The organism is Vreelandella sp. F11, from assembly GCF_042466685.1.
Taxonomy (GTDB): Bacteria; Pseudomonadota; Gammaproteobacteria; order Pseudomonadales; family Halomonadaceae; genus Vreelandella.
In genome coordinates this window covers 1,810,887-1,835,783 of sequence record NZ_CP170448.1, presented here as the reverse complement: position 1 = coordinate 1,835,783, position 24,897 = coordinate 1,810,887, and the positions used below count along the sequence as shown (strand labels likewise).

The following is a 24,897-nucleotide window of genomic DNA, read 5'->3' as shown; positions in this document are numbered from 1 at the left end:
TGCTCAGGCAGCCGTTTTTAATGGCACCAATCTGGACTAGAGTAGCTGGCTGGGTTGAGTAAATCGCTTCAACTGCGCACAGCCTGCTGCCCACACCTCGGCCTCAAGCTCGGCGATGGCAGCGGTTGGGAAGCCCACACCCTGGGCCGGGCTGCCCTCAACCAATAACCCCGCCAACTCGCCTACCAGCGGCATATGGCTGACCAGTATTATTGGTGCGCCTTCAGGCTGCTCAAGCAGCCAGTCGCTTACCGCGCCCGGTGCGTCATCCGGAGTAATAAAATCCAGCGTTTCAAGCGACGTCTCCAGCGCAGCGCAGAGCCTTTGGGCGGTTTGCTGCGCCCGCGCATAGGGGCTGGCATAAATCCTCGGCATACACAGCTCCCCCGATGCCAAACGCTCCGCCAGCCAACGCCCCATTTTTTCGGCCTCCAGCTCGCCGTGGCGGGTCAATCGGCGCGCCTGATCCGGATACCCCGGCGCGGCTTCCCCGTGGCGCATAATCAGCACATCAGACATTGCTGCCTCCACTGTTCTTAGCAGGAGCTTGATCCCGATGAGCCTGCTGTACGGCTTCGCGGGGCAAGATAAACTCTACGTCGCTACTCTGTTCGCCCATCATCAGGGTGCGCGCCATCTCCTGAGCAGGCACGCCGTCAAACAACACATGATTAAGGCCTTCCGCCAGCGGCATATAAACGCCCATTTCACTCGCTTTAGCGCATACCAGCTTAACGGTATTCACACCTTCTGCGACTTGACCAAGCGCATCAACCGCCTCTTCCAGCGTGCGGCCTTCACCCATGGCGTAGCCAACCCGGTAATTGCGCGATAGGTTAGACGAGCAGGTAACGATCAAATCCCCCACCCCCGCCAACCCTAAAAAGGTCATCGGGTTCGCTCCCTGGGCAACGGCGAAGCGGCTCATTTCCGCCAAGGCGCGGGTCATCAGCATACTGCGAGTGTTCTCGCCCATGCCCAGCGCCGCCGCCATACCGGCGGCAATCGCATAAATATTTTTCAGCGCACCGCCCAGCTCAACGCCATGGCGGTCATCGCTGGCGTAGACCCGAAAGTAACGGCAGCCCAATACTTGCTGTACGCGGGTGCGGGTTAGCGGGTCTGCGCTTGCAATCACCGTCGCGGTCAACTGCTTATCGGCAATTTCAGAGGCCAAATTCGGGCCCGCAATCACGCCAATGTGACTAAAACCTGTTTCCTGCTCGAGTACCTGGCTCATCAGCAGGAAGCCCTCCTGCTCGATTCCCTTGGTGGTACTGACCAGTATCTGCTCTGGTCGTAGCCACGCTTTTGCCGCCTGCACCACGCTGCGAAAGGCTTTTGAGGGAATGGCAATCAACACCAGCTCGGCATCCGCCAGCACGGCTTTAAGGTCGGTCGAGGCTTCTACTGCTGTATTCATTGCGTAATGCGGCAGATAGCGCCCATTGCGATGCTCTTGATTAATTTGCGTGACCAGCGCTTCGTCGCGCATCCATTGACGAACCCGGGCACCGTTATCGGCGGCAATGCTCGCCAGCGCTGTACCAAAACTACCGCCCCCCAGTACCGCCACACGGGCGGGCACTGCACCATTGGTTTGCTGCTCAGCCATCATAATAGTGTCCCAATAAGTCTTGCAGAACGTATTACCCTACTCTATCAAAACAGACGGCCCGCTGGGGTTAACCAAGCGGGCCGTCGTCGTTAGCGCAGCGTAGATTATTAGGCCGTCAGAACGCTATTCAGACGCTTCACATAGGCGGCGGGGTCATCCAAGTGACCACCTTCGGCGATAATGGCCTGATCCAGCAGTATATGCGCTAACTGGCCAAACAGGTCGCCTTCAGCGCTCTCCAGGCGAGCCACCAGCGCATGGTCTGGATTAAGCTCCAAAATCGGTTTTACCTCGGGCAGCGGCTGACCAGCCGCTTCCATGATACGACGCATCTGATAGCCCATCTCATGCTCAGGCAGCACGACGCAGGCGGGGGAATCGGTCAGACGGTGGGTGATTTTTACCTCCTGGACGCCATCGCTTAGCGCGTCTTTAACACGCTTAACCAGATCCTCTTTGGCTTTAGCGGTCTCTTCCTGCGCTTTCTTCTCTGCTTCGTCTTCCACATCGCCAAGGTCAAGCTCGCCTTTGGCCACATCGGCAAAGGTTTTACCATCGAACTCGGTGAGATGGCTCATCAGCCACTCATCGATACGGTCAGACAGCAGCAGCACTTCGATGCCTTTTTTGCGGAAGATCTCCAGATGCGGGCTATTTTTCGCCGCATTGAAGCTATCCGCCACCACGTAGTAAATCTTCTGCTGGCCCTCTTTCATGCGCTCAACATAGTCTGCCAGCGCATGTTCCTGAGCAGCCGTATCGGTATGGGTGGAGGCAAAGCGCAACAGACCAGCGATTTTCTCGCGGTTGGAGGGATCTTCACCCGGCCCTTCTTTCAATACGCTACCGAAGGTGATCCAGAAAGTTTGATACTGCTCTTTATCTTTGGCCAGCTTCTTGAGCATATCCAATCCGCGCTTAGTAAGCGCCGATTTGATTTTATCGACATTGGGATCCTGCTGGAGCAGTTCGCGGGAGACGTTAAGAGACAGCTCGCGGGTATCCAGCACGCCCTTGATAAAGCGCAGATAAAGCGGTAAGAACTGTTCAGCGTCATCCATAATAAACACACGCTGAACGTAGAGTTTGACGCCACGGGCACCGTCGCGCTCAAACAGATCAAAGGGTGCGCGACCCGGCACATAAAGCAGGCTGGTATACTCGAGCTTGCCCTCAACCTTGTTATGGCTCCAGGTCAACGGATCCGAAAAGTCGTGGGCAACGTGCTTGTAGAACGCCTTGTACTCATCGTCGGAGACCTCACTTTTGGGGCGCGACCAGAGCGCCGTCGCCTCGTTAACGGTTTCCCAGGTAGTTACTTCACTACCCTCGATAGGATTGCCTTCGTCGTCCTTCGCCGTTTCGGTTTTCGGCATGCGTACGGGAACTTCGATATGATCCGAGTACTTGCGCACCAAGCCCTGCAGGCGATAGTCGTCGGCAAACTCTTTGGCGTCATCTTTCAGGTGAAGCGTGATTTCCGTACCGTGTTGAGCACGCTCGATATCGGCAACGGTAAACTCGCCCTCGCCTTTTGAGCGCCACTCAACGCCTTCGGAAGCTTGCGTGCCCGCCTTGCGGGTACGCACCGAAATCTCATCAGCAACGATAAAGCCTGAGTAGAAACCAACGCCGAACTGACCGATCAGCTTGGCGTCCTTCTGCTGCTCACCGGAGAGCTGCTTGAGAAACTCGGCGGTACCGGAGCGCGCGATGGTGCCCAGGTTGGCGATCACGTCTTCGCGATTCATACCCACACCGTTGTCACGCAAGGTGATGGTGTTGGCCTCTTTATCATGCTCGATTTCGATGCGCAGCTCGCTATCACCTTCATAGAGCGCGTCGTTATCCAGCGCCGCGTAGCGAAGCTTGTCACAGGCATCTGCTGCGTTTGAGATCAGCTCGCGTAGGAATATCTCCCGGTTGGAGTACAGGGAGTGAATCATCAAATTCAGCAACTGCTTGACTTCCGTTTGAAAGCCTAGCGTCTCTTCGTGGTTAGCTGATTTATCAGCCGCTTGTTCGTGGGTAGCTGTAGTCATGCGCTTATCCCTTGTGGCTCACGTTGGTCAATTACCCCTGCGCCATAGGGCAGGGGCATAAAAAGTCGTATCGTGAGCCTGATATGGGGTTAAGCCGCGCTTTTTCAAGCAGTCCAGAGTGAAGAAACAGCGTTAAGAGAAGACATAAGCTAAGAAGGCGTCATGTCGGGATCGCTATATTTCCAGTCCCGATAGCCCTCCAGACGCTGGTCGATGCGATTGAGCAACCAGCCGACAATCAGCACATCGTCAACGACACCAATAAGCAGCAGAAAATCGGGGATCAGATCAAATGGCATTACCAGGTAGCCCAGCGCTAATGTCATCATGCCAAAAGCTGACCAGGGAATCGGTCGAAACTCACCACGGATTACATCGCGGGTCATGGGGATAAACAGCTTTAAAGCGCGCACAATACGTTTTGTCGCCCAAACGCGGGATTTGAGTCGACGCAGCAACCACCAAGTGGATAATGGGGCCATCGAAATTAGATCCTTTGAGTATCTAGGCTGTCAGATCATGACCGCTGGTATTCGTTCAGTGTAGCGGTTGCACCGCAATTTGCGTGGGCTACTTCAGAGCCCTGATTAAGTGACACCGATTTATAGAGAGAGAGCACCATGCTGGTTTCGCCATTTCGCCATACCGCCCGAGTGCTATGTACCGCACTACTGGCGAGCTTACCTGCACTTTCGTGGGCTGCATCTGATAGTGAGTTACGCGACGCCCTTGCCGCTGCCCGCGAGCAGCAGTGGGCACGTGTCGATGAGCGCTCAATTGCAGATCACCCGCTACGCGGCTACGTGGAGTACCACCGTTTAAGGGGGCAATTGCCGAACGTGTCCCCTGATCGAGTGCATCAATTCCTCGACCAGCACGCCGACTCCCCTCTCGCGGTGTGGATGCGTGGTCAAGCGATTGCAAAATATGGCCACGCAGGACGCTATAGCGATCTGCTCGCGGTGGCCGATGGTGAGCCAGCAGGCACCGCTCGCCAGTGCTACTACTACACGGCGCTGCTCGCATCTCAACCCCAACTGGCGAGCGAGGCAGGGTTAAAATTATGGCGCGTAGGCAGCTCACAGCCTGACGCCTGCGACCCGCTATTTGATCGCTTGCGTGCGAACGGCACCATCGATGCCACGGCTATTTGGGAACGCAAGATGCTCGCCTGGCAGGCGGGAGAGTCGAGCCTCTCAAGTTATCTTGGCAGGCTATTAAGTGGCCAATGGCAAACCGCATTAGAAACGGTGGATAACGTCACGGCACGCAGCAGCGCGATCACCCAGGCGCCTGCCTGCTTAGGCCCAGAGTGTGCCGCCACGGCAAGCTTCTACCGAGCGGCCATGCAACGCTTCATCCGTGAAGATACGTCAGCCGCTTTTGCCGCCTGGCAGACGCTCTCGCCGCGTTTAAACCTGCTGCCCAGTGACCGCCAAGCCATCGAGGAAGAGCTGGCTTTTTATGCCTTGGTGCGCGATGTACCTGGCACGCTAAGCTGGGTCGACAGCGTGCTACCCAGCCTTGAAAGCGAGCGCGTCTTAGAGCTGCGTGTTCGCCATGCGCTGGCGGGCCGCGATTGGAACGGAGTGATCCATTGGATTGCTGAGATGCCCATCAATCAGCAGGAGAATAGCCGTTGGCAGTACTGGCTAGGCCGCGCCAATGGACAGCTTGGCAATCAGCAAGCCGCCGAAGCTCGCTATCAGCAGGCTGCGCAGGATCGCAGTTTTTACGGCTTCGCGGCAGCAGAAAAGCTCGGCCAACCCTATCAGTTGAACCTTGAACGCAATCATTTTGACGAAGCGTCGCGCCAGCGCATTGCCCAACTCCCCGCCGTTCAGCGCACCGAGGCTTTGCTACGCATTGGCGAGGACGGTCTTGCCAACAGCGAGTGGCTGCACGCGGTACAGAGCGGCTCGCCACAACAGGCACGCGCACTCGCCGACTATGCCGCACAGCAGCAGTGGCATGCACGCCTGGTTCAAACCACCATTGCCGCTGAAATGTGGGATGCCTTGGATTGGCGTTTCCCCCAGGCTTACCACGACAGCTTTCAACACTGGGGTCGCCGCACCGGCGTAGACCCGTACCTCTTGATGGCCATTACCCGGCGCGAAAGCGCTTACAACCCTAACGCCCTTTCACCCGCCGGGGCGCGTGGGTTAATGCAGCTAATGCCCGGCACCGCCAGCCAGGTCAGCCGCGAATTGGGCATTAGCGATCCTGGCCCCTACGGAGTGCTCGACCCAGAGCTTAATATTCGCCTGGGTAGCACTTACCTGCGCGACAAGCTGCAGCGCTACCAGGGCAATCGACTGGCCGCCGCAGCGGCCTATAATGCAGGCCCTGGCCGCGTCGATCAGTGGCTGGGGGACGGAGTGGAAGCCTTTGACCTTTTTGTTGAGAGTATTCCCTTCCGCGAAACCCGCGACTACGTGCAGGCGGTGCTTAGCTATCGGGTGATTTTTGAGAGTCTCGCCAACGGCGGCAATAGTGAAGGCGTTTCACTGCTTAGCGATAACGAGCAGCAGGTACGCTACGACCGAGCCCTGCTCGCCCGCCGCTAAGCCTTTCTCTAATCACAACCTTATCAGCGCCCGGTCTATACCGGGCGCTGTGTCAAGGCCAGCCGAATACCAAACACCACCAGTACACTGCCTGTCGCGGCATTAAGCACTTGCGCAAAACGGGCGTTAGCCAACCATTTGCCGGCACTTCCTACCATCATTACCACGCTGATTTGCCAAATATTGGCGATGATAAAGTGCACTCCCGCCAGCCATAGCGATTTCAGTAAAGCAGGGTCGCCGGGAGCGATGAACTGAGGCAAAAAGGCCATGTAGAACACCACGGTTTTGGGGTTCAACACATTGGACAAAAAGCCCTCTTTGACTGGCTGCCAGCGTGAAACGGCAGGCACGCCTTCTAGCACTCCATTAATCGGCAGTGGCTGGCCTTTCCGCGCGGCTAACAAGCTGGTAATACCCAGCCAAATGAGATAACCCGCTCCCACCAGCTTCAGCATATGGAACGCCCATGCCGATTGCAGCAGGATCAGCGAGATGCCCAGCGCTGAAATCGTGGCATGTACAAACAGGCCGCAACAGATAGCGACACTTGTAGTGACGCCATCACGGATGCCTCCGCGCGCCGTGTTACGAATCACCAGCAGTGTATCGACACCGGGGCTGATCGTTAACAGCGTGATCGCTACCAAAAAGGAAATAAACTGCGCATCAATAAAACCCAACTCGATCATTTAAGCCTGCTCGCAACGAAATAAAAAATCTTAGGAATGTCGCTGGACGACAGCCGTGTTTACATCTAGAGTAATTGTAGCGGGTGAACAATTGAGTTGCCCGTGATTACTAAGCACGTTAAGGAAATAGAAAATGGCAACTGGCACTGTTAAGTGGTTCAACGATACTAAAGGCTTCGGCTTCATCTCTCCTGATGACGGCGGAGACGATCTGTTCGCCCACTTCTCCGAAATTCAAGCTGAAGGCTTCAAGACCCTGCAAGACGGTCAAAAAGTCAGCTTTGAAGTGACTCAGGGTAAAAAAGGCCTTCAGGCTTCCAACATCCGCCCAGCTTAATTGCTAACGGATGGACAAAGGCCCGCAAACGCGGGCCTTTTTTATTGCCTGACGGTAATCACCCAAACTTTACCTCTCACTCTGAGGCTCACCGGCATCATCGGCTTCCTGGCTACTTGCTGTGCTATCAAGCTCGCCTGACGATTCAACGACCGCACCACTCTCGGCCTCTCGATTTTCCAGCTCTTGAAACTGCTCTTCAAGTCGTTGTTGTGCCTCTTCAAAGCGGCGTTCGGTATCCTCAATCAAAGCGTCAACATCGGTTGCCTCGCGATCATCTTGCAACGGCGTCCGCTCTGGCAAACTGCTTTCGGTGTCCCAACTGGGCGAAACGTCCTCACTTTCCATCGGCTCCAAAGTCGGCGACTGCTGCTCCACCTCCTGAAACTGCTCCTCTAACCGCTGTTCGGCCTCTTCAAAGCGGCGTTCGGTTTCAGCAATAATGTCATCCACGTCCGAGCGGGTAGCCTCACCTGGCATTGCACTCTCTTCATCGAGTACATCTTCAGGACTCGCTGCCAGCGTATCTTCTCCCGCTTCAACCTCTTCACCACCAGCCGTTGCAACGTCACTGGAAGAGGTGTCGTCAGGCTGAGTGTCACTCTCTAGCGCTTCCGCCCGTTCAAGTTCTTCAGAGGCTTGACGTGCTTCAATATCATCCTCTACCTCTTCGGGAGTGGCTATATCTGCTGAATTTTCAGCCGCCTCCGGCGCCTCTTCTGCGCCAGCCCCCTCATCCCGGGTCGTTGCTTCATCCGTCACCGCAGAATTATCATCGGTTGTCACGCTGGGATCTTCCTGGGAATCACCGCAGGCACTCAACAGTAGTGCCACGGCGGCGAATGCGGGTATCCACACGCGATTTGCCATTGGGTTCTTCTCCTATATAACGTTAAAAATCTGGGCCATGGTTAAATCAGTCGTCAACAGAGCTAAGGTTGACTGGTCGAGGAGAGCAGCGGGCACTCCTCAGGTAGTAGCACACGCAGCGCAAGGGGCACGACTTCCGCGCAGAACTGATCATAGTAGCGCGCCTCGCCATCGAGCGTGAGTGGCCATGGCGAATCATTTCCCTGGGTGGTTAACGTCAGCTGGGTCGTGGTGAAATAGCGCACAAACCGCCCATCATAGGGAAAACTTTGCAGCTCGCTAATGAGCTTGGTCAGCTCGGTTACCGACTGAAAGTCTTTCACCAACAGTACGTCCAACCGGCCATCGTCCAGCTTGGCACGGGGTGACAATACCTGCCCGCCTCCTGATTGGCGGCCATTGCCCAGCGCCAGGAGCAGTAGCGACGCGCTCTCCTCTTTTTCATCCCAATGCAGCGTGCCGCGGTAGCTGCGGTGGCGCCAAGCTTTTAGCGCCCCCATCACTGAATAGGCCCCGCCCCCAAGCAGCCGCTTTAAGGTTTTGGGTGTTGATGACGTCACTTCAGCGCCAAACCCACCGGTCGTCATATTGATATAGTAGCTGGTGGCCGTTTCGCCCCCAGTGCCTGCAGTGACGCGCACAACATCAATGGGATAGGCGCTTAACTCCCGAGCAGCAGCCAGAGCGGCCGCTGGCTCCAGCGGCAAACCAACGGAAGTAGCAAAGTCATTGGCACTGCCAAGGGGCACAACGCCCAACACAGGCCGTCGGTCATGGGGCAAACGCATCAGCCCGTTCATCACTTCACTGACGGTGCCGTCGCCCCCGCAGGCAATTACATGGGTAATGCCCATAGCATCAGAGTGCTCAGCAATGTCAGCAGCGTCGCCCCCTTCCCAGGTAGCGCGAACAGTAATCAGCATCCCTGCCCGGCGCTGTTCATCGACTGCTTCACGCAATGCCGGATTACCGGCGGATTTACCATTGATAATCAGTAAATAGTGTTGCTGAGAGTCTGTCACTGTTGTTATTCCTTTCCTTAGAATACATATTTAATAGCAATACCTTATGCCAATGCCTTCTCGACCACCTCGTAAACATTTGAAGAGAGTGGCTGCGCCTTAATCCGCTCAAGCTCCGACCGCATCAATGCTTGACGGGTTTCATCAAAGCGCTGCCAGCGGGTTAATGGTGTAATCAGCCGCGCGGCAATTTCCGGGTTAAGCCGGTTGAGTTCGATGACCACGTCAGCCAGCAGTTGGTAGCCTTGACCATCCAAACGGTGGAAATTGACCCGGTTCTGAGCAAAGGCGCCGACCAGCGCGCGAACTCGATTGGGGTTTTTAAGTGAGAATGCAGGATGCTGCATCAGGTACTTCACCCGCTCAAGCACATCTGGCTGAGGACGGGAGACCTGGACAGTGAACCACTGATCCATCACCAGCGGATCATGGGCCCACTTCTCACCGAAGGCTTTGAGTGCTGGCGAGGCCAAATCATCGCGGTCACTGTGTACCAGCAGGGTAAGCGCTTGACGCACATCGGTCATATTGTGGTCGGAGGCGAATTGCGCTTCACACAGCGCCAGGCCCTGCTCATCTTCAATCGACATCAGATAAGCAAGCGCCACGTTTTTCAGACTGCGCTGAGCTATTTGCTCCGGCGTCGGCGCATACGCGTCTTCTGACATATTGGCTTCGTAGATGGCGATAAACTCATCGCGCAGCGCCATGGCTAACGACTGACGCACAAACTCCCGGGCCGCGTGAATGGCGTCAACATCAACGATGGGCTGTTGCTCGGCGATATACGCCTCGGAGGGCAGTGTCAGCATCTCTGCCAATACTGCCTTATCGCTCATAGGCCCGTTCAGCAGCGCCTTAAAGGCATCCACTACGCGGTTATCCATGACCTTTTCCACACCATTTCGGTGAGCGGCAATCAGGTCATCCAGGGCCAGCAGCGCCAAACGCTGACCAGCATCCCAGCGGTTGAAACCATCGCTGTCGTGGGTCAACAAGAAGGCGAGGTCTTCTCTGGAGTAGGGGTAATGCAGCTTCACAGGGGCGGAAAATTCGCGCAACAATGAGGGTACCGGCGCTTCAGCCACATCCGTAAACACAAAGGTCTGCTCATCTTCGCGCAGATGAATCACCGCATCTTTACCGATCTTTTCACCATTGAGCGTCAGGGTGAGATCCTGACCCGATTTGGTACCCACCAGTCCCATGCGCACTGGAATATGCAGCGGCAGCTTATCTGGTTGGCCCGGTGTTGCAGGCGTACGCTGACGCAGCGTTAAGTGGTACTCACCCTGCACGTAATCGTACTCCCCATGGGCGTCGATATCCGGGGTTCCTGCCTGGGAGTACCAGCGCATAAACTGGCTGAAATCTTCACCGGAGGCTTCCGCCATACAGCCGACAAAGTCTTCAATGGTCACCGCTTGACCGTCGAAGCGTTCAAAGTAGAGATCGGAGCCGCGACGAAAGCTCTCCTCCCCCACTAGATTACGCAGCATGCGTACGACTTCGGCCCCTTTCTCATAAATTGTCAGGGTGTAGAAGTTGGTAATTTCAATATAGTGGTCAGGGCGAATCGGGTGCGCCGTGGGGCCAGCATCTTCGGCAAACTGCGCCGTGCGGAAAAAGGAGACATCCTGAATGCGCTTAACCGGCGCAGAATTGGTATCCGCCGAGAAGCACTGGTCGCGAAAGACCGTAAAGCCCTCTTTAAGCGAGAGCTGAAACCAGTCGCGGCAGGTGACACGATTGCCCGACCAGTTGTGAAAGTATTCGTGGGCAACAATGCCTTCCACATTTTGAAAAGTCGCATCAGTGGCCGTTTTGGGGTGAGTCAGTACCGCGGCGGAGTTAAAAATATTAAGCCCTTTATTCTCCATCGCCCCCATATTGAAGTCATTGACGGCCACGATCATGAACAGATCCAGGTCGTACTCACGGCCGTATGCCTGCTCGTCCCACGCCATGGCGCGCTTTAACGAGGCCATGGCATGCTCGGTTTTATCCAGGTTCTCTTTTTCCACCCAAATCTGCAGTGCGACATCACGCCCGCTCATGGTGGTGAAGTGATCCTCTACGCTATGCAGGTTGCCTGCCACCAGGGCGAACAGGTAGCAGGGCTTGGGATGCGGATCCTCCCAGGTAACAAAGTGACGACCGCCCTCCAGCTCCCCGCGCACGATCGGGTTACCGTTAGCGAGCAAAATCGGCTCGTGCTGCTGATCCCCGATCACGGTGACCTTAAAGGTCGCCATGACGTCCGGGCGATCGGGATAAAAGGTAATTCGCCGAAAGCCCTCCGCTTCGCACTGGGTGCAGTACATAGCGTTGGATTGGTAGAGCCCCTCTAACGCCGTGTTCTCCTGCGGGGCAAGCTCAACCTCGCTCTCCAACACAAAGCGCTCGGGCACTTGCGCAATATGCAGGCCTTCATCGTCTAGTTCATAAGCAGCGGCATCCAACTGCGTTGCATCGATCGCCAGGGAGATCAGTTTTAGGTGCTCGCCATTCAAGACGAGCGGTGCGTCAGGGGCAGCCTCTGGATGCCGCTCCATCAATAGTCGAGCTTTCACTCGGGTCGCGGCGGGGTCAAGATCAAACGTCAGCTCGGTATGAGTTACCCGGTAGGCGGGCGGCTGGTAGTTACTTAAATAAACCGGCTGCGGATCAGACATAGTGCGTGACTCCTGTATAAAACGAATATTACATAATTAAAATGTTCGAAAGCTAAATACCACGGGCTAGTCGCGGAAGTTATCAAACTGGAGCGGCAAATCCGGCCCCTCTTCTCCGCGCAGCAGCGCCATCACAGCTTGTAAATCGTCGCGTTTTTTCCCCGTGACACGCACCTTCTCACCCTGAATTTGCGTCTGCACTTTGAGTTTACTGGCCTTGATGCGCTTGACGACGTCTTTGGCTTCTGCAGCGTCCAGCCCCTCCTTGAGAGCGACTTCCTGGCGCGCCTTAACCCCGGAGAGTACCGGGTCTTGAATATCCATACAGCGGGCATCGATGCCCCTAGCGATGAGCCGGGCGCGCAGTACATCGAGCATCTGCTTAAGCTGGAAATCAACTTCCGCTTCTAGCTGTACTTTGTCGCCTTCAAGGGTAAAGCTGGCGTCGACCCCTTTAAAATCAAACCGCGACTGCACTTCTCGGTTGGCCTGATCCACGGCGTTAGCGCCTTCGTGCTTATCGAACTCTGAGACAATATCAAATGAGGGCATGGTGTAATTCCTGGCAAGACATGACCCCCTATTCTAGAGCAGCCAGCCCCCCAGGGGCCAATTCTGTTGCTGTTTGTTGGTTTTCGGCATGAATTATTAAGACAAAGGTTCACGAAACATGGAAAATATCTATACAAAAATTATCCTCAAGGGCAGCCGTAAAGATGTTCAACTCTCTGAGGATGGCTTAGGCTAGCATTTTATAAAAGCGACTATTGTCAGTCTGCCCTTTTACCAGGAGATACCATGAGTGACCGCGACACCCGCCACAAAGCCTCTATGGAGAAGCTTAAAGCGCGCGTAGAGGAGAAAGTCGCCAGCGCCAACGAGCAACGGGGCCTCATCATCGTTAACACCGGTAACGGAAAAGGTAAAACAACCGCTGCCTGGGGCACGGTCACCCGCGCTTTGGGTTACGGCTATAAAGTAGGCGTGGTTCAGTTTATCAAGGGGTTGTGGGAGTGCGGCGAGCGTAATCGGCTGGAGGAGGATGCCAATCTAGAAGTGGCAATCATGGCGACCGGCTTCACCTGGGATACACAAAATCGCCAAGCAGACACCGACGCCTGCCAGGACGTATGGAAAGAGGCTGAGCGTATGCTGGCGGATCCAGCAACCTATCTGGTGGTACTCGACGAAATCACCTATATGCTCAAGTTTGGCTACCTGGAGATCGAAACCGTTAAACAGGCACTGGAGAGTCGCCCTGTTGAGCAGACAGTGATTATTACCGGCCGCAACGCTCACCGCGAACTCGTTGCCATGGCCGATACGGTGACCGAAATGCAGGAAGTGCGCCACGCCTTTAACAATGGCCTACAGGCGCGTAGGGGAATCGACTTCTAATATGCAAGAGGGGCAAACTAAGTTGCCCCTCTGAACCGCTTAAACCGCTTTTAACTGTCGAAAGGGTTACGCAGCACGATGGTTTCCATGCGGTCTGGACCGGTGGAAATAATATCGATACTGGTACCTACCTGCTGTTCGAGGTAGCTGATATAAGCGCGGGCATTGGCGGGTAGATCTTCTACCTTTTTAGCGCCAAGCGTCGACTCTTTCCAACCCGGCAGGTCTTCGTAAAGCGGCTCGACAGCTTCGTAGCCTTCCGAATCCACCGGCGTTTCCAGCACGTCGCCATCTTTACTGCGATAGCCAACGCAAACGCGGATATTTTCCAAGCCATCCAGCACGTCCAGCTTGGTCAGGCAGATGCCGGAGACCGAGTTAATCTGCACTGCGTGACGCAGCGCCACGGCGTCAAACCAGCCACAGCGGCGGGCACGGCCAGTGGTAGCACCAAACTCATGGCCCCGCTCAGCAAGGTGGCGGCCATCGACGTCAAACAGCTCCGTGGGGAACGGGCCTGACCCCACACGAGTGGTATACGCCTTGGTGATACCCAGCACGTAATCCAGATAAAGAGGGCCGACGCCAGAGCCGGTGGCCGTGCCGCCTGCGGTGGTGTTGGAGCTGGTCACGTAGGGGTAGGTACCGTGGTCGATATCCAGCAGCGAACCCTGGGCACCTTCAAACAGGATATTTTCACCCGCTTTGCGCAGGTCGTGCACCATACTCACGGTGTCGCACACCATGGGCCGCAGCTCTTCGGCCATCTGCATCGCGGTATCCAGCACCTCCTGGAAGTCGACTGCCGGTTCGCCATGGTAGTTCACCAGCACGAAGTTGTGGTAATCAAGCACTTCGCCCAGTTTTGAAGCGAAACGTTCGCGATGCAACATATCGCCTAAGCGCAGGCCGCGGCGAGCGACTTTGTCTTCGTAGGCAGGACCAATGCCCCGGCCAGTGGTGCCAATTTTAGCAATGCCACGGGCTTTTTCACGAGCCTGATCCAGGCGCACATGGTAAGGCAGAATCAGCGGGCAAGCAGGCGACAGGCGCAGACGCTCACGCACCGGAACACCTTTGGCTTCCAGCTCACGGATCTCTTTGATCAGCGCTTCAGGTGAAAGCACCACACCATTACCAATCACGCAGGTTTTGCCTGGACGCAAAACGCCGGACGGAATCAGGTGAAGCACGGTTTTTTCACCGTCGATGACCAGCGTGTGACCGGCGTTATGACCACCTTGAAAACGCACCACGGCAGAGGCGGATTCAGTCAGCAGGTCAACGATTTTACCCTTGCCCTCATCACCCCATTGGGTGCCCAGCACTACGACATTCTTACCCATTATGATGCACTCGTCTCTTGTGTCAGGGCCGTTGGCTGCCAACGACCGTCGATAAGCTCAAGACGGCGGTCACACTCATGCTCCGCCGGCCCAGTACGCTGCCCTGGCAGCGCTTGAATCACGCGTTCCCCTTGCTCACGCAGCGCGACAATGGCAGCGTTGAGCGACTCATCCTGCTTAGCGGGCGACCAAATAGCCCCACGACTCGGGGATGCTGACGCCAGCGATGCCAACTGCTTCAAATCCATTGAGAAGCCAGTGGCCGGGCGGGCACGACCAAAAGCCCGCCCTGTATCATCATAACGCCCGCCTTTAGCCAGCGCATGGCCATAGCCCGGCACATAAGCGGCAAACATCATACCCGTGTGGTATTGATAGCCGCGCAGCTCCGCCAAGTCAAAGTAGAGCGATACATCAAAGCGTGCCAGCACGCCTTGATAAAGCGCATCCAGTTGATCCAGTGCGGCTGTCACCGAGGCTGGCGCCCCCGCAAAACGCTCACGCGCCTGGCGTAAAATATCCGCACCGCCGTGCAGATCGCCCAGCGCTAACAGCATGTCAGCTAATGCCGGGTCGCTAACGCTAGCATCCACCAGTTGCGCTAGTTGGCTCGGTGATTTTAGCGCCAACGCCTCAAATAGCGCGCGCTCTTGCTCGTCGCTGAGCGCTGCAGCTTCGACAAGGCTACGGTAGATGCCGATATGCCCAAGCGCCAGGTGAATCTCTTCCGCACCTGCGGCTTTCATGCTGGCCAGCGCCAAGTGAATAATTTCACTGTCTGCCTCAAGCCCCGCATGACCAAATAACTCCGCGCCCACCTGCACGGGGCTACGCCCGCCTTGATGCTGATCCGCCTTGGCACGCAGCACGTTAGTGCAGTAGCAAAGGCGTACCGGCCCTTGACGCTTCAGCGAGTGGGCATCCATACGCGCTACTTGTGGCGTGACGTCCGCCGAGGCGCCCATCATGCGACCAGTTAACTGGTCGGTCAGCTTAAAGGTCTGAAGATCCAGATCCGTACCGGTGCCGGTTAATAGGGAGTCTAAAAACTCCACTGGTGGCGGCATGACCTGGTCATAGCCCCAGCAGTGGTAAAGATCGAGCAGTGCACGGCGCAGCTCTTCCATACGGCTTGCCTGAGGCGGAAGCACCTCATCCATGCCGTCGGGCAGCAGCCAGCGGTCAGCGATGGTCATGACGATTGCCTTGAACTTGAAGAATAGGAGCCACAAAAAAACCGGGCGACGCCCGGTCAATAAATTCTATCACGTTTATTGGCTGGGTGAACCCCGCTTGGCTATCAACAAACCAAGACGAGGAGCACCGGCCAATGGCGATTTACTCGCCGCTGCTTTCACCGCTTTCGGGTTCAGCGCTACGCAAATAGCGGAAGAAATCGCTACTCGGCTCTAGCACCATCAGATTGCCATCATCGGCAAAGCTTTCGCTGTAGGCATTGAGACTACGCCAGAAAGAGAAGAACTCCTGATCCTGACCATACGCTTCAGAGAAGATCGCAGCGGCTTGGGCATCACCTTCACCGCGCAGTGTTTCGGCGCGCTCATTGGCCTGGGCCAACAGTACTTGGCGACGGCGATCCGCGTTGGCGCGAATACGCTCGGCTTCTTCCTGACCCTGAGCACGCCATTCACGCGCCTCACGCTCACGCTCGGAGCGCATACGCTCAAACACTGCCGCTGAGACATCTTCAGGCAAATCGATGCGCTTGATGCGGATATCCCGAATAGCGACCCCAAGCTCTTCACGCATGAGCGAATCGAGCTCTTCAGTGGGACCGATCATCAGATCATCACGCCGTTCGGCAATAATTTCCTGAAGGTTCAAGCGACCAAATTCATTACGCAGGCTTTCATCTACTCGCGGCTGAATCAAGCGGATAGCCATCAGCTCATCGCCCGCTGTTGCCTCGTAATAGCGGGTGGGGTTAACCACCTGCCACTTAACGTAGGAGTCGACAATCACTGCTTTCTGCTCGAGCGTCAGGTAACGGCTGGTATCGGTGTCCAGCGTTAGAAGACGAACATCAAACTTACGGATCGTTTGTGCGATCGGCACTTTGGCATGCAAGCCAGCCTGAATATTCTCTTCGATGACTTCACCAAAACGCAGCTTAACAGCGCGTTCGGTTTCGTCGACCACATACAGCGTATTACTCGCCAGCCAAGCAACGGCAGCCAGACCACCAACAATCAGCAGGGATCGATTATTAATCATTTACCGGCCCTCCCTGCGGATGGAGCTACTATTGGTATTGGATGAAGAGCTGGAACTGCCCTGGGTGTTGCGCAAGCGCTCAAGCACACTGGGATCCAACTGCTCATCGCTATTGGCACTGCCGCCTGTTGAGGTACGACCTTGAGCACCACTCCGGCCACTCATCTGATCCAGCGGCAAGTACATCAACGGGGCGTTTTCGCTCACATCCAGCAGCACCTTCGGCGTTTTACCGAACACCTCTTCCATCGTGTCCAGGTACATACGTTCGCGCATGATCTCGGGCGCATTGCTGTACTCGGTCAATAGCGAGTTAAAGCGGTTGGCTTGACCCTGTGCTTCAGCAACGACCGACTCACGGTAACCCTGGCCTTGCTCAACAATACGCTGCGCCTGACCTTGGGCTTCAGGAATAATGGCGTTGGCGTAGGCAATACCCTGGTTGATCGTACGCTGACGATCTTCGCGGGCACGGATTACGTCATCGAAGGCGTCAATCACCGGCGCGGGCGCCGAAGTGGATTCAATGTTGATGGTTTGTAGACGGATACCAGCACCATAGTTATCGAGATAAGACTGCAGACGACTGGCGACCGAGCTACCTAGAATCTCACGACCCGAGGTAAGGATATCGATCATATCGGTACCGCCAACAACGTGACGTAGCGCCGAATCCAGCGCATTCTCAATCGAGATAGCAGGATCACGAACGTTAAGTACGAAATCACGAGGGTTCGCCACTTGATACTGGGCAGAAATCTCCACTTCGACAATGTTTTCGTCACGCGTCAGCATCGACTGTGTTTGTGACAGAGAGCGTACACGGGTCACGTTGACCATACGCACATCATCGATCAGCGGCGGATTCCACTGAAGGCCGGGGTTGACGACGTCTTGGTATTCGCCGAAGCGGAGCACAACCCCACGCTCGGATTGATCCACGAGGTAGAAGCCCATCGCAGCCCAGACCGCCAGCGCAATGACAATCAGAAGGCCTGGAAGTGCAAAGGGGTTGCGGTTTTTATCACTACCGCCACCGCCGGTTTTCTTGCCACCCCCTTTCTTGCCCCCGCCCAACATGCCGTTGAGTTTGTCCTGGAACTTTTTCAGCGCTTCGTCCAGATCGGGAGGGCCTTGGTTGTCCCCCCCCTTATTGCCGTTGTTGCCGCCACCGCTATTATTGCCACGGTTTCCATCGCCGTCGTTTCCACCGCGTCGGCCGCCACTACTCCAAGGGTCGTGCTGGTTGCCACCACCAGGCTCATTCCAGGCCATACTTCGTCTCCACTAAGGTATTCGCTAACGCGGGTGGCATCGCATTTAAACGGCACCACCGCGTTTTGATATTATTGCTCTAAAAACCTTGTACCATTTTTATACAAAGCAGCATACATGCAGCGCAACAAGATGGGCAATCAAGTCATTTACCACTCATCGGTTTCACGCAGCGCTTCAGGTAAATAAGTGTTGGCCCGCTCGCCTAACTGGGCCATCAGCTGATTAAAGTCACGCCGCGGCAAACGCACATCAAGTACCGAATGCCCCTGCTCGTCAAACGCTTCCTCACGAACGGCATTAAGCTCGTGCAACCCTGCTCGCAGCTTACCCTGCTCGGGAGTCAGTGTCAGCGAAAAGCCAATAACATCATTGGCTAAGCGCTCGCTGAGTGCCTCATGCAGCAGCTCCAGCCCTTGCCCCTGCTGGGCAGAGAGCCAAACCACTTCGGGTACGCCATGACCATCACGCTCTATGCGAGGGGCACTATCGAGCTTATCAATTTTATTCATGACTTTGAGTACCGGCACATCATCTGCGCCGATCTCTTTAAGCACTAGCTCCACCTGCTCCACGTTTAGCTCGCGGTCAGGGTCTGCGGCATCGATCACATGCACCAGCAGCGACGCTTCCGAAGCTTCCTGGAGCGTCGCTTGAAACGCCTCGACCAACTTGTGCGGCAAGTGGCGAATAAAGCCCACGGTATCGGCCATCACTACTGGGCCAACGTCATCAATTTCAAGCCGCCGCAGAGTAGGGTCGAGTGTCGCAAACAGCTGATCGGCTGCATACACCTCGGAATTGGTTAAGGCGTTAAATAGCGTTGACTTACCTGCGTTGGTGTAGCCTACCAGGGATACGCTATGAATTTCAGCGCGCGCACGAGCGCGACGGTTTTGGTCGCGTTGACTGCGTACTTTATCAAGTCGCTTATGAATCGATTTAATCCGTCCACGCAGCAGGCGACGGTCAGTTTCAAGCTGCGTCTCACCAGGCCCGCGCAGACCAATCCCGCCTTTCTGGCGCTCAAGGTGCGTCCACCCGCGCACTAGACGAGTCGACATATATTCAAGCTGGGCAAGCTCTACTTGCAGCTTACCCTCATGGGTTCGTGCCCGTTGCGCAAAGATATCGAGGATCAGACCGGTACGGTCTAGCACCCGGCATTTGAGCTCTTGCTCAACATTGCGCTCTTGAGAGGGACTTAAGCTATGGTTGAAGATCACCAGCTCGGCCTCGTGAGCTGCGAGCAGTGCTCGCAGCTCTTCCAACTTACCTGACCCAATAAAGGTACGCGAGTCAGGTCGGTGGCGGCTAGCAGTGAGTAAAGTCGCAGGCTCTGCACCAGCAGAGCGTACGAGCTCTAAAAACTCACCCGGGTCTTCACGTTTTTGTTCATCATGAAAATCGACGTGAACAAGAACTGCCGTTTCACCGGCGTCTGGGCGTTCGAAAAACAATCAATACCTCGTGGACTCTCTTGCTTCTCTAGCGGTGTTAAATCTCCGCATCCTGCTCTGCCGGGTCTTGCGCAGGCAAGCGTACGTTGCGAGACGGAACAACCGTAGAAATAGCGTGTTTGTAAACCATCTGACTGACGGTATTGCGCAGCAGGATAACAAACTGGTCAAAGGATTCGATCTGGCCCTGCAGCTTAATGCCGTTGACCAAAAAGATTGAGACCGGAATGCGCTCCTTGCGCAGAATGTTCAAGTACGGGTCTTGAAGGGACTGCCCTTTGGACATGTTGCTCTCCCTAAAACTGTCGTTGGGGTTAATTATCAAATGGCGTGCCCTACTGGTGCTACGCCGCCCTGTTATCTACTGCCCGAAAGGCCAAGTGATGCCCGAAGAGCTTCATGGTACTCGAAAGGCCCAATCGCTCAGCCAATCGAAAACACACGCTTACTAAATTACTATCTTAGAGGACTATCTTACGCTAAGCACCGCTGTCACGCACGAGTTTCAGCACCTGATCCAGCGCGTCCGAACGCTGAGAATCCACCCAATTAAGCTCAGGCCAACTTCTTAGCCAGGTTAATTGACGCTTGGCTAGCTGACGAGTTGCAATCACACCTCGCTCAACAAGAGAGGAATAATCGTAATCGCCCTCTAGGTGCTCCCACACTTGTCGATAACCCACACTCTTCATCGCCGGAAGGCCTAAATGCAAGTCATTACGCTTTTTGAGGGCAGCGACCTCATTTATCAAGCCTTCACTCAACATTACTTCGAAACGCTGGGCTATACGTTGATGCAACAGACGACGATCACTAGGCGCCAACGCTATCGACAACACGCGCCAGGGAAAGGTTTCCGGCTGCTGCTCAGCCCACAGCTCACTCATTGGACGCCCGCTGGCGTAGTACACTTCCAGTGCGCGCATGAGGCGCTGCGGGTCATTGGGATGAATGCGCTGTGCGGACACCGCATCCACTTGAGCGAGCTGTTGATGCAGTGATGCTAGCCCCTCGACCTGCCACTGGGCTTCAAGCCGCTGGCGAATCGCGGGGTCTGCAGACGGCAGGTTTGCAACCCCTTCGACCAGCCGCTTGAAGTAGAGCATGGTACCGCCGACCAGCAATGGCACCCTGCCAGCCGCGCTGATTTGTCGCATAAGCGAAAACGCATCTACTCGAAAATCGGCGGCCGAATAGGGCTCCGCGGGGTCACGGATATCGATCAGATGATGGGGCGCGCGGGCAAGCTCCGCCGCACTGGGTTTGGCACTGCCAATATCCATACCGCGATACACCATAGCCGAGTCAACGCTAATCAGCTCATGCCCAAGGCGCTCGTGCAGCGCCATGGCGGTATCGGTTTTCCCGGCGGCCGTCGGGCCCATCAAAAAAATCGCCCAGGGGCGCGTATCAGCCATGCGTTTCCATTAGGTAAGAAAAAGGGTGATTGCTACTGCCTGCGCAGCTACTGCCCACGCAAGAATAAACGATCGAGCGCTTTTAGCCCCATCTGCGTCCAGGTGGGGCGGCCATGATTACACTGGTCGCTGCGCTCGGTGCGCTCCATATCGCGTAGTAGCGCGTTCATTTCATCAATTGTTAGCCGCCGGTTAGCGCGCACACTGCCATGGCAAGCCATGGTGGAGAGCAGTTCATGCAAGCGAGCCTCGACTTGATGGGTACGTCCATACCGCGCCAGCTCTTCCAGCATCTGGCGTACCAGCGCCTCAGGATCAGCTTGGGCAAGCAAGGCGGGCAATTGACGTACCAGTAGCGTTTCCGGCCCGGCGATATCCAGCTCAATCCCCAGTTTGGCAATCGCTTCTTGCTCGCTCTCTGCGGTGGCCACTTCAGCCCGGCTGGCGGCGATGGAAACGGGCACCAGCAGCGGTTGCGCATCCAGTCCTTTAGCCGCGGCCAGCTGAGTTTTCATGCGCTCATAGACAATGCGTTCGTGGGCGGCGTGCATATCCACCAACACCAAGCCCTCTGCGTTCTGGGCAAGAATATAAATACCGTGTAACTGCCCCAAGGCAAACCCCAGCGGCGGCGGCGCAGTGGGGTCATTATCGGGCATCGCCAGCGGCGCTTCACGCACCTCACTATCTTGCCGGGGGGCGCTTGGCTGTGGCGTTAACAGCGTCTCTTCATGATTGGGATGGAGCGCCTGATAGCCCTGCATAAAGCGGCGCACTCGCTCGGCACCTGGGTGGCGATCCGGCGAGTGGGTCAGCGCAATGCCCTGTTGCTGCCAACGAGGCTGCTCAATGCTCGCGTCAAAAGCCTCGCCTTGGGGCAGTGCATCTGGTGCATCGTCTTCCCCCTCTTCAAGGCTTTCGGCGGGTTTTGCGGACGCCAAAGAGTGATGAAGACTGGAGTAGAGAAAATCGTGCACCATGCGGCCATCACGAAAGCGCACTTCGTGCTTGGTGGGGTGAACGTTGACGTCCACCACATCCGGGTCGAGATCCAGATAGAGCACAAACACCGGATGACGACCGTTAAATAGCACATCGCGGTAGGCTTGGCGCACCGCGTGGGCGACCAAACGATCACGCACTACCCGTCCGTTAACGAAGAAGTACTGCTGGTCGGCCTGGGAGCGCGAATGGGTGGGCAGGCCCACCCAGCCACTTAGCCGCAAACCGCCCGCTTCACGCTCAATGTAGCGGGCGTGCTCGATAAAATTCTTACCCAGCAGCGAGGCAATCCGCCGCTCTCGGGCCGCCGCAGAGTGACCCGCTGGAAGCTGATGAATGACTTTTTGGTTATGACGCAACACCCAGGCAATATCGTAACGGGATAGCGCCTGGCGGCGAAACGCCTCCTCCACATGGGCAAACTCAGTCTTTTCTGTGCGCAGAAACTTGCGCCGGGCAGGCGTATTAAAAAACAGGTCGCGCACGCCGACGCTGGTGCCACGGGGGTGTGGTGCGGGGGTCACCCGTGCGTCCATGCCCCGCCCTTCCGCCACCACCCGCCAGCCATGGCGGGGATCCTCTTCGGCATTGGAGATCAGTTCCAGCCGGGAGACGGAGCTGATCGACGCCAGCGCCTCGCCGCGAAAGCCCAGCGAGCTAACGCCTTCCAAGTCCTCCAAACTGCCGATCTTACTGGTGGCGTGGCGGGCCAGGGCCAACGGCAAATCCTCTTGGCCAATACCAATGCCGTCATCGCGCACCTTAATCAGCCGAGCACCGCCCTGCTCAATTTCCACTTCAATGCGCTGGCTACCTGCATCGATCGCGTTCTCTATCAGCTCTTTGGTAACCGATGAAGGACGCTCAACCACCTCACCGGCGGCAATCTGGTTGGCCAGCCGTGGGTCGAGTACCTGTATGCGCGGTACGGTAGCGGTCATGTCAGTCACTACAAAACCTCATGAGCGGGGAATCTGTAACACTTGGCCTACGCGGATCACGTCACCATTCAAGTCATTGGCCTGCTTCAGTTGATTCACCGGCACCCCATGGCGCACGGCAATCGCTGACAGAGTATCCCCTGACTGAATACGGTACTCGTTACCCGACGGCTGGCGTTGATTATCGCGCTGCCAGGCTAGCAGGCTGGCTGGCGGCGGGTAGCGCTGAAAATGGTCGCGTAAGCCACTGAAAATCGCCTGGGAAAGCCCTGACTGATGCACCGGGTCACGCAAGCGACGCTCTTCGTCAGGGTTAGAGATAAAGCCAACCTCAATCAACAGCGAGGGGATATCAGGTGATTTAAGCACCATAAACCCCGCCTGCTCTACCCTTGACTTGTGCAGCCGATTAATCCGCCCTAACTGTTCCAACACCTGCCCGCCGATAGAGAGCGAATCGTTTAGGGTTGCGGTCATGGTCAAGTCCAACAACACCCCACGCAGTACCTGATCTTTATCACGTAAAGAGAGATTGCCATCGACGCCGCCGATCAGATCCGAGCGATTTTCGCTGTCGGCCAGCCACTGGGCGGTTTCCGAGGTGGCGCCACGTTGCGACAGTGCATAGACCGAGCTGCCATGAGGGCGTGGGCTGGTAAAGGCATCGGCGTGGATGGAGACGAAGAAGTCCGCCTTCTGCTCACGAGCCAGTGCGGTGCGCTGCCGCAGTCCAATATAGTAGTCACCATCCCGGGTTAGCACCGCCTTAAAGCCTGGCGTTCCATTCACCTCAGCAGCTAAACGCCGGGCAATTTCCAGCACCACGTCTTTTTCACGGGTACCGGCGGGGCCGATAGCCCCTGGGTCTTCACCGCCGTGTCCGGCATCTACGGCGATAATAATGTCTCTACGCGGATGCGGCTTGGCTTCCTGCACTTCAACCGGTACTGAGTCAGTAGGCGTCTCCACGCTGCCCGGCAGTTGGCTTTGCGCCGACGCCCGCTGGGCCTGAATTTCCTGATCCCGAATCATCGCCTCAATAGGATCAATGGGGTTCTCGACGGCACTTTCGCCGGGGTATTCGAGATCCACTACCAAGCGATGCCCGTACTGATCATTAGGCGCCAGAGTAAAATGTCGCGGTTCAATCTCACGGTTAAGTTCCAGCACCACCCGCAGGCCACCGCCCTCCCGTACGCCCGTGCGCACCGAGGCAATCGCACTATCATGCAAAGGCAGCGTACTGGGGTCGGTATTCATCTGGGTATCATCCAAATCAATCACCAACCGATCTGGATTCTCCAGTGAAAACACGTTGGCATTGGCAGCCCCTGAGAGGTCAAATACCAGCCGGGCATGATCTGGCGCCGCCCACAAACGCATACTGTCTACGCTGGACGCTTGAACATTAACCGCTGCCAGGGCAAAAAAACTGGCGGCCAGTAAGCGATATACGCGTGCCGCTATGCCCTTTATTTCCATTGAGTCACACCACTCTCCAACTGGTCGGAACTTAGCTTACTTGCTTTACTTACCTGACTTTGTAAGGTGGCTAATATACTCTCACCATGATCACTGCCCGCGACCAATGAGACTAAACGCCCTTGATCCATTACTTCCAAGGTTAGGTGAAGGTCAGGCGCGGGCAACCATCCTTCACCTCGGCTGGGCCACTCAATAATGCTAAGCGCATCGTCGGCCAGTACGTCACGACCACCAATAAACTCAAGCTCTTCCGGATCCGACAGACGGTACAAATCTAGATGATAGACCCGCTGAGAGCCCAACTCGTAAGGCTCTACCAACGTATAAGTGGGGCTTTTAACCGCACCGAGATGGCCGTAAGCGCGCAAAATCCCCCGGGTTAGGGTGGTTTTTCCGGCACCAAGCTCCCCCTCTAGATAGACGAGCCCGCGTCCTTGCAACACCTGCCCGAGTGCTTCGCCAAAGGCGACCTGGGCCTCTTCACTGTCTAATTGCACCTGCATGTGGGCTG

Annotated in this window: 22 protein-coding genes; 3 read left to right on the top strand and 19 right to left on the bottom strand. The window is 56.1% G+C overall.

The features are described from left to right. Positions 1-36: 36 nt before the first annotated feature. The 4 genes from sixA to ACFIOZ_RS08230 all read right to left on the bottom strand — a co-directional run bounded on the left by sixA (position 37) and on the right by ACFIOZ_RS08230 (position 4,142). Positions 37-519, bottom strand: coding sequence for a phosphohistidine phosphatase SixA (gene sixA, locus ACFIOZ_RS08245; protein WP_386083201.1), 483 nt, complete (start codon positions 517-519; stop codon positions 37-39). Then, complete coding sequence (locus ACFIOZ_RS08240; protein WP_386084027.1) at positions 512-1,615, bottom strand: NAD(P)H-dependent glycerol-3-phosphate dehydrogenase; 1,104 nt, start codon at positions 1,613-1,615, stop codon at positions 512-514. Before ACFIOZ_RS08240 ends, sixA begins: the two co-directional genes overlap by 8 nt. 110 nt (positions 1,616-1,725) lie before the next feature. Then, positions 1,726-3,660: a molecular chaperone HtpG gene (htpG, locus tag ACFIOZ_RS08235; RefSeq protein ID WP_386083200.1), complete on the bottom strand. Its 1,935-nt coding sequence runs from the start codon at positions 3,658-3,660 to the stop codon at positions 1,726-1,728. 149 nt (positions 3,661-3,809) lie between these two features. Further along, positions 3,810-4,142: a YkvA family protein gene (locus ACFIOZ_RS08230; protein WP_386083199.1), complete on the bottom strand. Its 333-nt coding sequence runs from the start codon at positions 4,140-4,142 to the stop codon at positions 3,810-3,812. Positions 4,143-4,280: 138 nt separating this feature from the next. Here ACFIOZ_RS08230 and ACFIOZ_RS08225 point away from each other — a divergent pair, with 138 nt between their 5' ends. Next, positions 4,281-6,230, top strand: coding sequence for a transglycosylase SLT domain-containing protein (locus ACFIOZ_RS08225; RefSeq protein ID WP_386083198.1), 1,950 nt, complete (start codon positions 4,281-4,283; stop codon positions 6,228-6,230). Positions 6,231-6,265: 35 nt separating this feature from the next. Here the strand turns inward: ACFIOZ_RS08225 and ACFIOZ_RS08220 are convergent, their stop codons facing one another. Beyond that, complete coding sequence (locus ACFIOZ_RS08220; protein ID WP_386083197.1) at positions 6,266-6,922, bottom strand: LysE family translocator; 657 nt, start codon at positions 6,920-6,922, stop codon at positions 6,266-6,268. Positions 6,923-7,055: 133 nt separating this feature from the next. Between ACFIOZ_RS08220 and ACFIOZ_RS08215 the strand changes: the two genes are divergently transcribed. Then, positions 7,056-7,259 carry a cold-shock protein gene (locus ACFIOZ_RS08215; RefSeq protein WP_007114660.1) on the top strand — a complete coding sequence of 68 codons (204 nt, stop codon included), beginning with the start codon at positions 7,056-7,058 and terminating at the stop codon, positions 7,257-7,259. A 69-nt stretch (positions 7,260-7,328) separates the two neighbouring features. Here the strand turns inward: ACFIOZ_RS08215 and ACFIOZ_RS08210 are convergent, their stop codons facing one another. From ACFIOZ_RS08210 to ACFIOZ_RS08195, 4 genes are all read right to left on the bottom strand, one after another. Beyond that, positions 7,329-8,129: a hypothetical protein gene (locus ACFIOZ_RS08210; RefSeq protein WP_386083196.1), complete on the bottom strand. Its 801-nt coding sequence runs from the start codon at positions 8,127-8,129 to the stop codon at positions 7,329-7,331. A 62-nt stretch (positions 8,130-8,191) separates the two neighbouring features. Then, positions 8,192-9,151, bottom strand: a complete 960-nt coding sequence (gene yegS / locus ACFIOZ_RS08205; RefSeq protein WP_386083194.1) for a lipid kinase YegS — start codon at positions 9,149-9,151, stop codon at positions 8,192-8,194. A gap of 44 nt (positions 9,152-9,195) precedes the next feature. Then, positions 9,196-11,826 carry an aminopeptidase N gene (gene pepN / locus ACFIOZ_RS08200; RefSeq protein ID WP_386083193.1) on the bottom strand — a complete coding sequence of 877 codons (2,631 nt, stop codon included), beginning with the start codon at positions 11,824-11,826 and terminating at the stop codon, positions 9,196-9,198. A 66-nt stretch (positions 11,827-11,892) separates the two neighbouring features. Continuing rightward, the gene (locus ACFIOZ_RS08195; protein WP_386083192.1) at positions 11,893-12,378 is read right to left on the bottom strand and encodes a YajQ family cyclic di-GMP-binding protein; all 486 of its coding nucleotides are present in this window, start codon (positions 12,376-12,378) and stop codon (positions 11,893-11,895) included. 246 nt (positions 12,379-12,624) lie between these two features. Here ACFIOZ_RS08195 and cobO point away from each other — a divergent pair, with 246 nt between their 5' ends. Continuing rightward, positions 12,625-13,224 (top strand): cob(I)yrinic acid a,c-diamide adenosyltransferase, encoded by a 600-nt coding sequence (gene cobO, locus ACFIOZ_RS08190; RefSeq protein ID WP_386083191.1) that lies wholly within the window; start codon positions 12,625-12,627, stop codon positions 13,222-13,224. 50 nt (positions 13,225-13,274) lie between these two features. On the opposite strand, the gene ACFIOZ_RS08185 is transcribed toward cobO, so the two are convergent. The 10 genes from ACFIOZ_RS08185 to tsaE form a co-directional block, all read right to left on the bottom strand. Continuing rightward, on the bottom strand, positions 13,275-14,570 hold the full coding sequence (locus tag ACFIOZ_RS08185; RefSeq protein WP_088698541.1) for an adenylosuccinate synthase: 1,296 nt from the start codon (positions 14,568-14,570) through the stop codon (positions 13,275-13,277). Further along, positions 14,570-15,766 (bottom strand): ATP phosphoribosyltransferase regulatory subunit, encoded by a 1,197-nt coding sequence (locus tag ACFIOZ_RS08180; protein ID WP_386083190.1) that lies wholly within the window; start codon positions 15,764-15,766, stop codon positions 14,570-14,572. Before ACFIOZ_RS08180 ends, ACFIOZ_RS08185 begins: the two co-directional genes overlap by 1 nt. A 142-nt stretch (positions 15,767-15,908) precedes the next feature. After that, positions 15,909-16,805, bottom strand: a complete 897-nt coding sequence (hflC, locus tag ACFIOZ_RS08175; RefSeq protein ID WP_386083189.1) for a protease modulator HflC — start codon at positions 16,803-16,805, stop codon at positions 15,909-15,911. Then, positions 16,806-18,080 carry an FtsH protease activity modulator HflK gene (gene hflK / locus ACFIOZ_RS08170; protein ID WP_386083187.1) on the bottom strand — a complete coding sequence of 425 codons (1,275 nt, stop codon included), beginning with the start codon at positions 18,078-18,080 and terminating at the stop codon, positions 16,806-16,808. A 149-nt stretch (positions 18,081-18,229) separates the two neighbouring features. Beyond that, positions 18,230-19,540, bottom strand: a complete 1,311-nt coding sequence (gene hflX, locus ACFIOZ_RS08165) for a ribosome rescue GTPase HflX (RefSeq protein ID WP_386083186.1) — start codon at positions 19,538-19,540, stop codon at positions 18,230-18,232. 37 nt (positions 19,541-19,577) lie between these two features. Continuing rightward, the gene (hfq, locus tag ACFIOZ_RS08160) at positions 19,578-19,826 is read right to left on the bottom strand and encodes an RNA chaperone Hfq (RefSeq protein WP_007114649.1); all 249 of its coding nucleotides are present in this window, start codon (positions 19,824-19,826) and stop codon (positions 19,578-19,580) included. 193 nt (positions 19,827-20,019) lie between these two features. Then, the gene (gene miaA / locus ACFIOZ_RS08155; RefSeq protein WP_386083185.1) at positions 20,020-20,958 is read right to left on the bottom strand and encodes a tRNA (adenosine(37)-N6)-dimethylallyltransferase MiaA; all 939 of its coding nucleotides are present in this window, start codon (positions 20,956-20,958) and stop codon (positions 20,020-20,022) included. Positions 20,959-21,005: 47 nt separating this feature from the next. Next, complete coding sequence (gene mutL, locus ACFIOZ_RS08150; protein WP_386084025.1) at positions 21,006-22,901, bottom strand: DNA mismatch repair endonuclease MutL; 1,896 nt, start codon at positions 22,899-22,901, stop codon at positions 21,006-21,008. Positions 22,902-22,919: 18 nt separating this feature from the next. Beyond that, positions 22,920-24,383 carry an N-acetylmuramoyl-L-alanine amidase gene (locus ACFIOZ_RS08145; protein WP_386083184.1) on the bottom strand — a complete coding sequence of 488 codons (1,464 nt, stop codon included), beginning with the start codon at positions 24,381-24,383 and terminating at the stop codon, positions 22,920-22,922. After that, positions 24,374-24,889: a tRNA (adenosine(37)-N6)-threonylcarbamoyltransferase complex ATPase subunit type 1 TsaE gene (tsaE, locus tag ACFIOZ_RS08140; RefSeq protein WP_386083183.1), complete on the bottom strand. Its 516-nt coding sequence runs from the start codon at positions 24,887-24,889 to the stop codon at positions 24,374-24,376. Before tsaE ends, ACFIOZ_RS08145 begins: the two co-directional genes overlap by 10 nt. Between the last annotated feature and the right edge of the window lie 8 nt (positions 24,890-24,897).

Bases quoted from the DNA above. Each gene is read 5' to 3' on its own strand.
- sixA (WP_386083201.1), bottom strand. From the start codon at position 519: ATGTCTGATGTGCTGATTATGCGCCACGGGGAAGCCGCGCCGGGGTAT.
- ACFIOZ_RS08240 (WP_386084027.1), bottom strand. From the start codon at position 1,615: ATGGCTGAGCAGCAAACCAATGGTGCAGTGCCCGCCCGTGTGGCGGTA.
- htpG (WP_386083200.1), bottom strand. From the start codon at position 3,660: ATGACTACAGCTACCCACGAACAAGCGGCTGATAAATCAGCTAACCAC.
- ACFIOZ_RS08230 (WP_386083199.1), bottom strand. From the start codon at position 4,142: ATGGCCCCATTATCCACTTGGTGGTTGCTGCGTCGACTCAAATCCCGC.
- ACFIOZ_RS08225 (WP_386083198.1), top strand. From the start codon at position 4,281: ATGCTGGTTTCGCCATTTCGCCATACCGCCCGAGTGCTATGTACCGCA.
- ACFIOZ_RS08220 (WP_386083197.1), bottom strand. From the start codon at position 6,922: ATGATCGAGTTGGGTTTTATTGATGCGCAGTTTATTTCCTTTTTGGTA.
- ACFIOZ_RS08215 (WP_007114660.1), top strand. From the start codon at position 7,056: ATGGCAACTGGCACTGTTAAGTGGTTCAACGATACTAAAGGCTTCGGC.
- ACFIOZ_RS08210 (WP_386083196.1), bottom strand. From the start codon at position 8,129: ATGGCAAATCGCGTGTGGATACCCGCATTCGCCGCCGTGGCACTACTG.
- pepN (WP_386083193.1), bottom strand. From the start codon at position 11,826: ATGTCTGATCCGCAGCCGGTTTATTTAAGTAACTACCAGCCGCCCGCC.
- ACFIOZ_RS08195 (WP_386083192.1), bottom strand. From the start codon at position 12,378: ATGCCCTCATTTGATATTGTCTCAGAGTTCGATAAGCACGAAGGCGCT.
- cobO (WP_386083191.1), top strand. From the start codon at position 12,625: ATGAGTGACCGCGACACCCGCCACAAAGCCTCTATGGAGAAGCTTAAA.
- ACFIOZ_RS08185 (WP_088698541.1), bottom strand. From the start codon at position 14,570: ATGGGTAAGAATGTCGTAGTGCTGGGCACCCAATGGGGTGATGAGGGC.
- ACFIOZ_RS08180 (WP_386083190.1), bottom strand. From the start codon at position 15,766: ATGACCATCGCTGACCGCTGGCTGCTGCCCGACGGCATGGATGAGGTG.
- hflC (WP_386083189.1), bottom strand. From the start codon at position 16,805: ATGATTAATAATCGATCCCTGCTGATTGTTGGTGGTCTGGCTGCCGTT.
- hflK (WP_386083187.1), bottom strand. From the start codon at position 18,080: ATGGCCTGGAATGAGCCTGGTGGTGGCAACCAGCACGACCCTTGGAGT.
- hfq (WP_007114649.1), bottom strand. From the start codon at position 19,826: ATGTCCAAAGGGCAGTCCCTTCAAGACCCGTACTTGAACATTCTGCGC.
- miaA (WP_386083185.1), bottom strand. From the start codon at position 20,958: ATGGCTGATACGCGCCCCTGGGCGATTTTTTTGATGGGCCCGACGGCC.
- mutL (WP_386084025.1), bottom strand. From the start codon at position 22,901: ATGACCGCTACCGTACCGCGCATACAGGTACTCGACCCACGGCTGGCC.
- ACFIOZ_RS08145 (WP_386083184.1), bottom strand. From the start codon at position 24,383: ATGGAAATAAAGGGCATAGCGGCACGCGTATATCGCTTACTGGCCGCC.
- tsaE (WP_386083183.1), bottom strand. From the start codon at position 24,889: ATGCAGGTGCAATTAGACAGTGAAGAGGCCCAGGTCGCCTTTGGCGAA.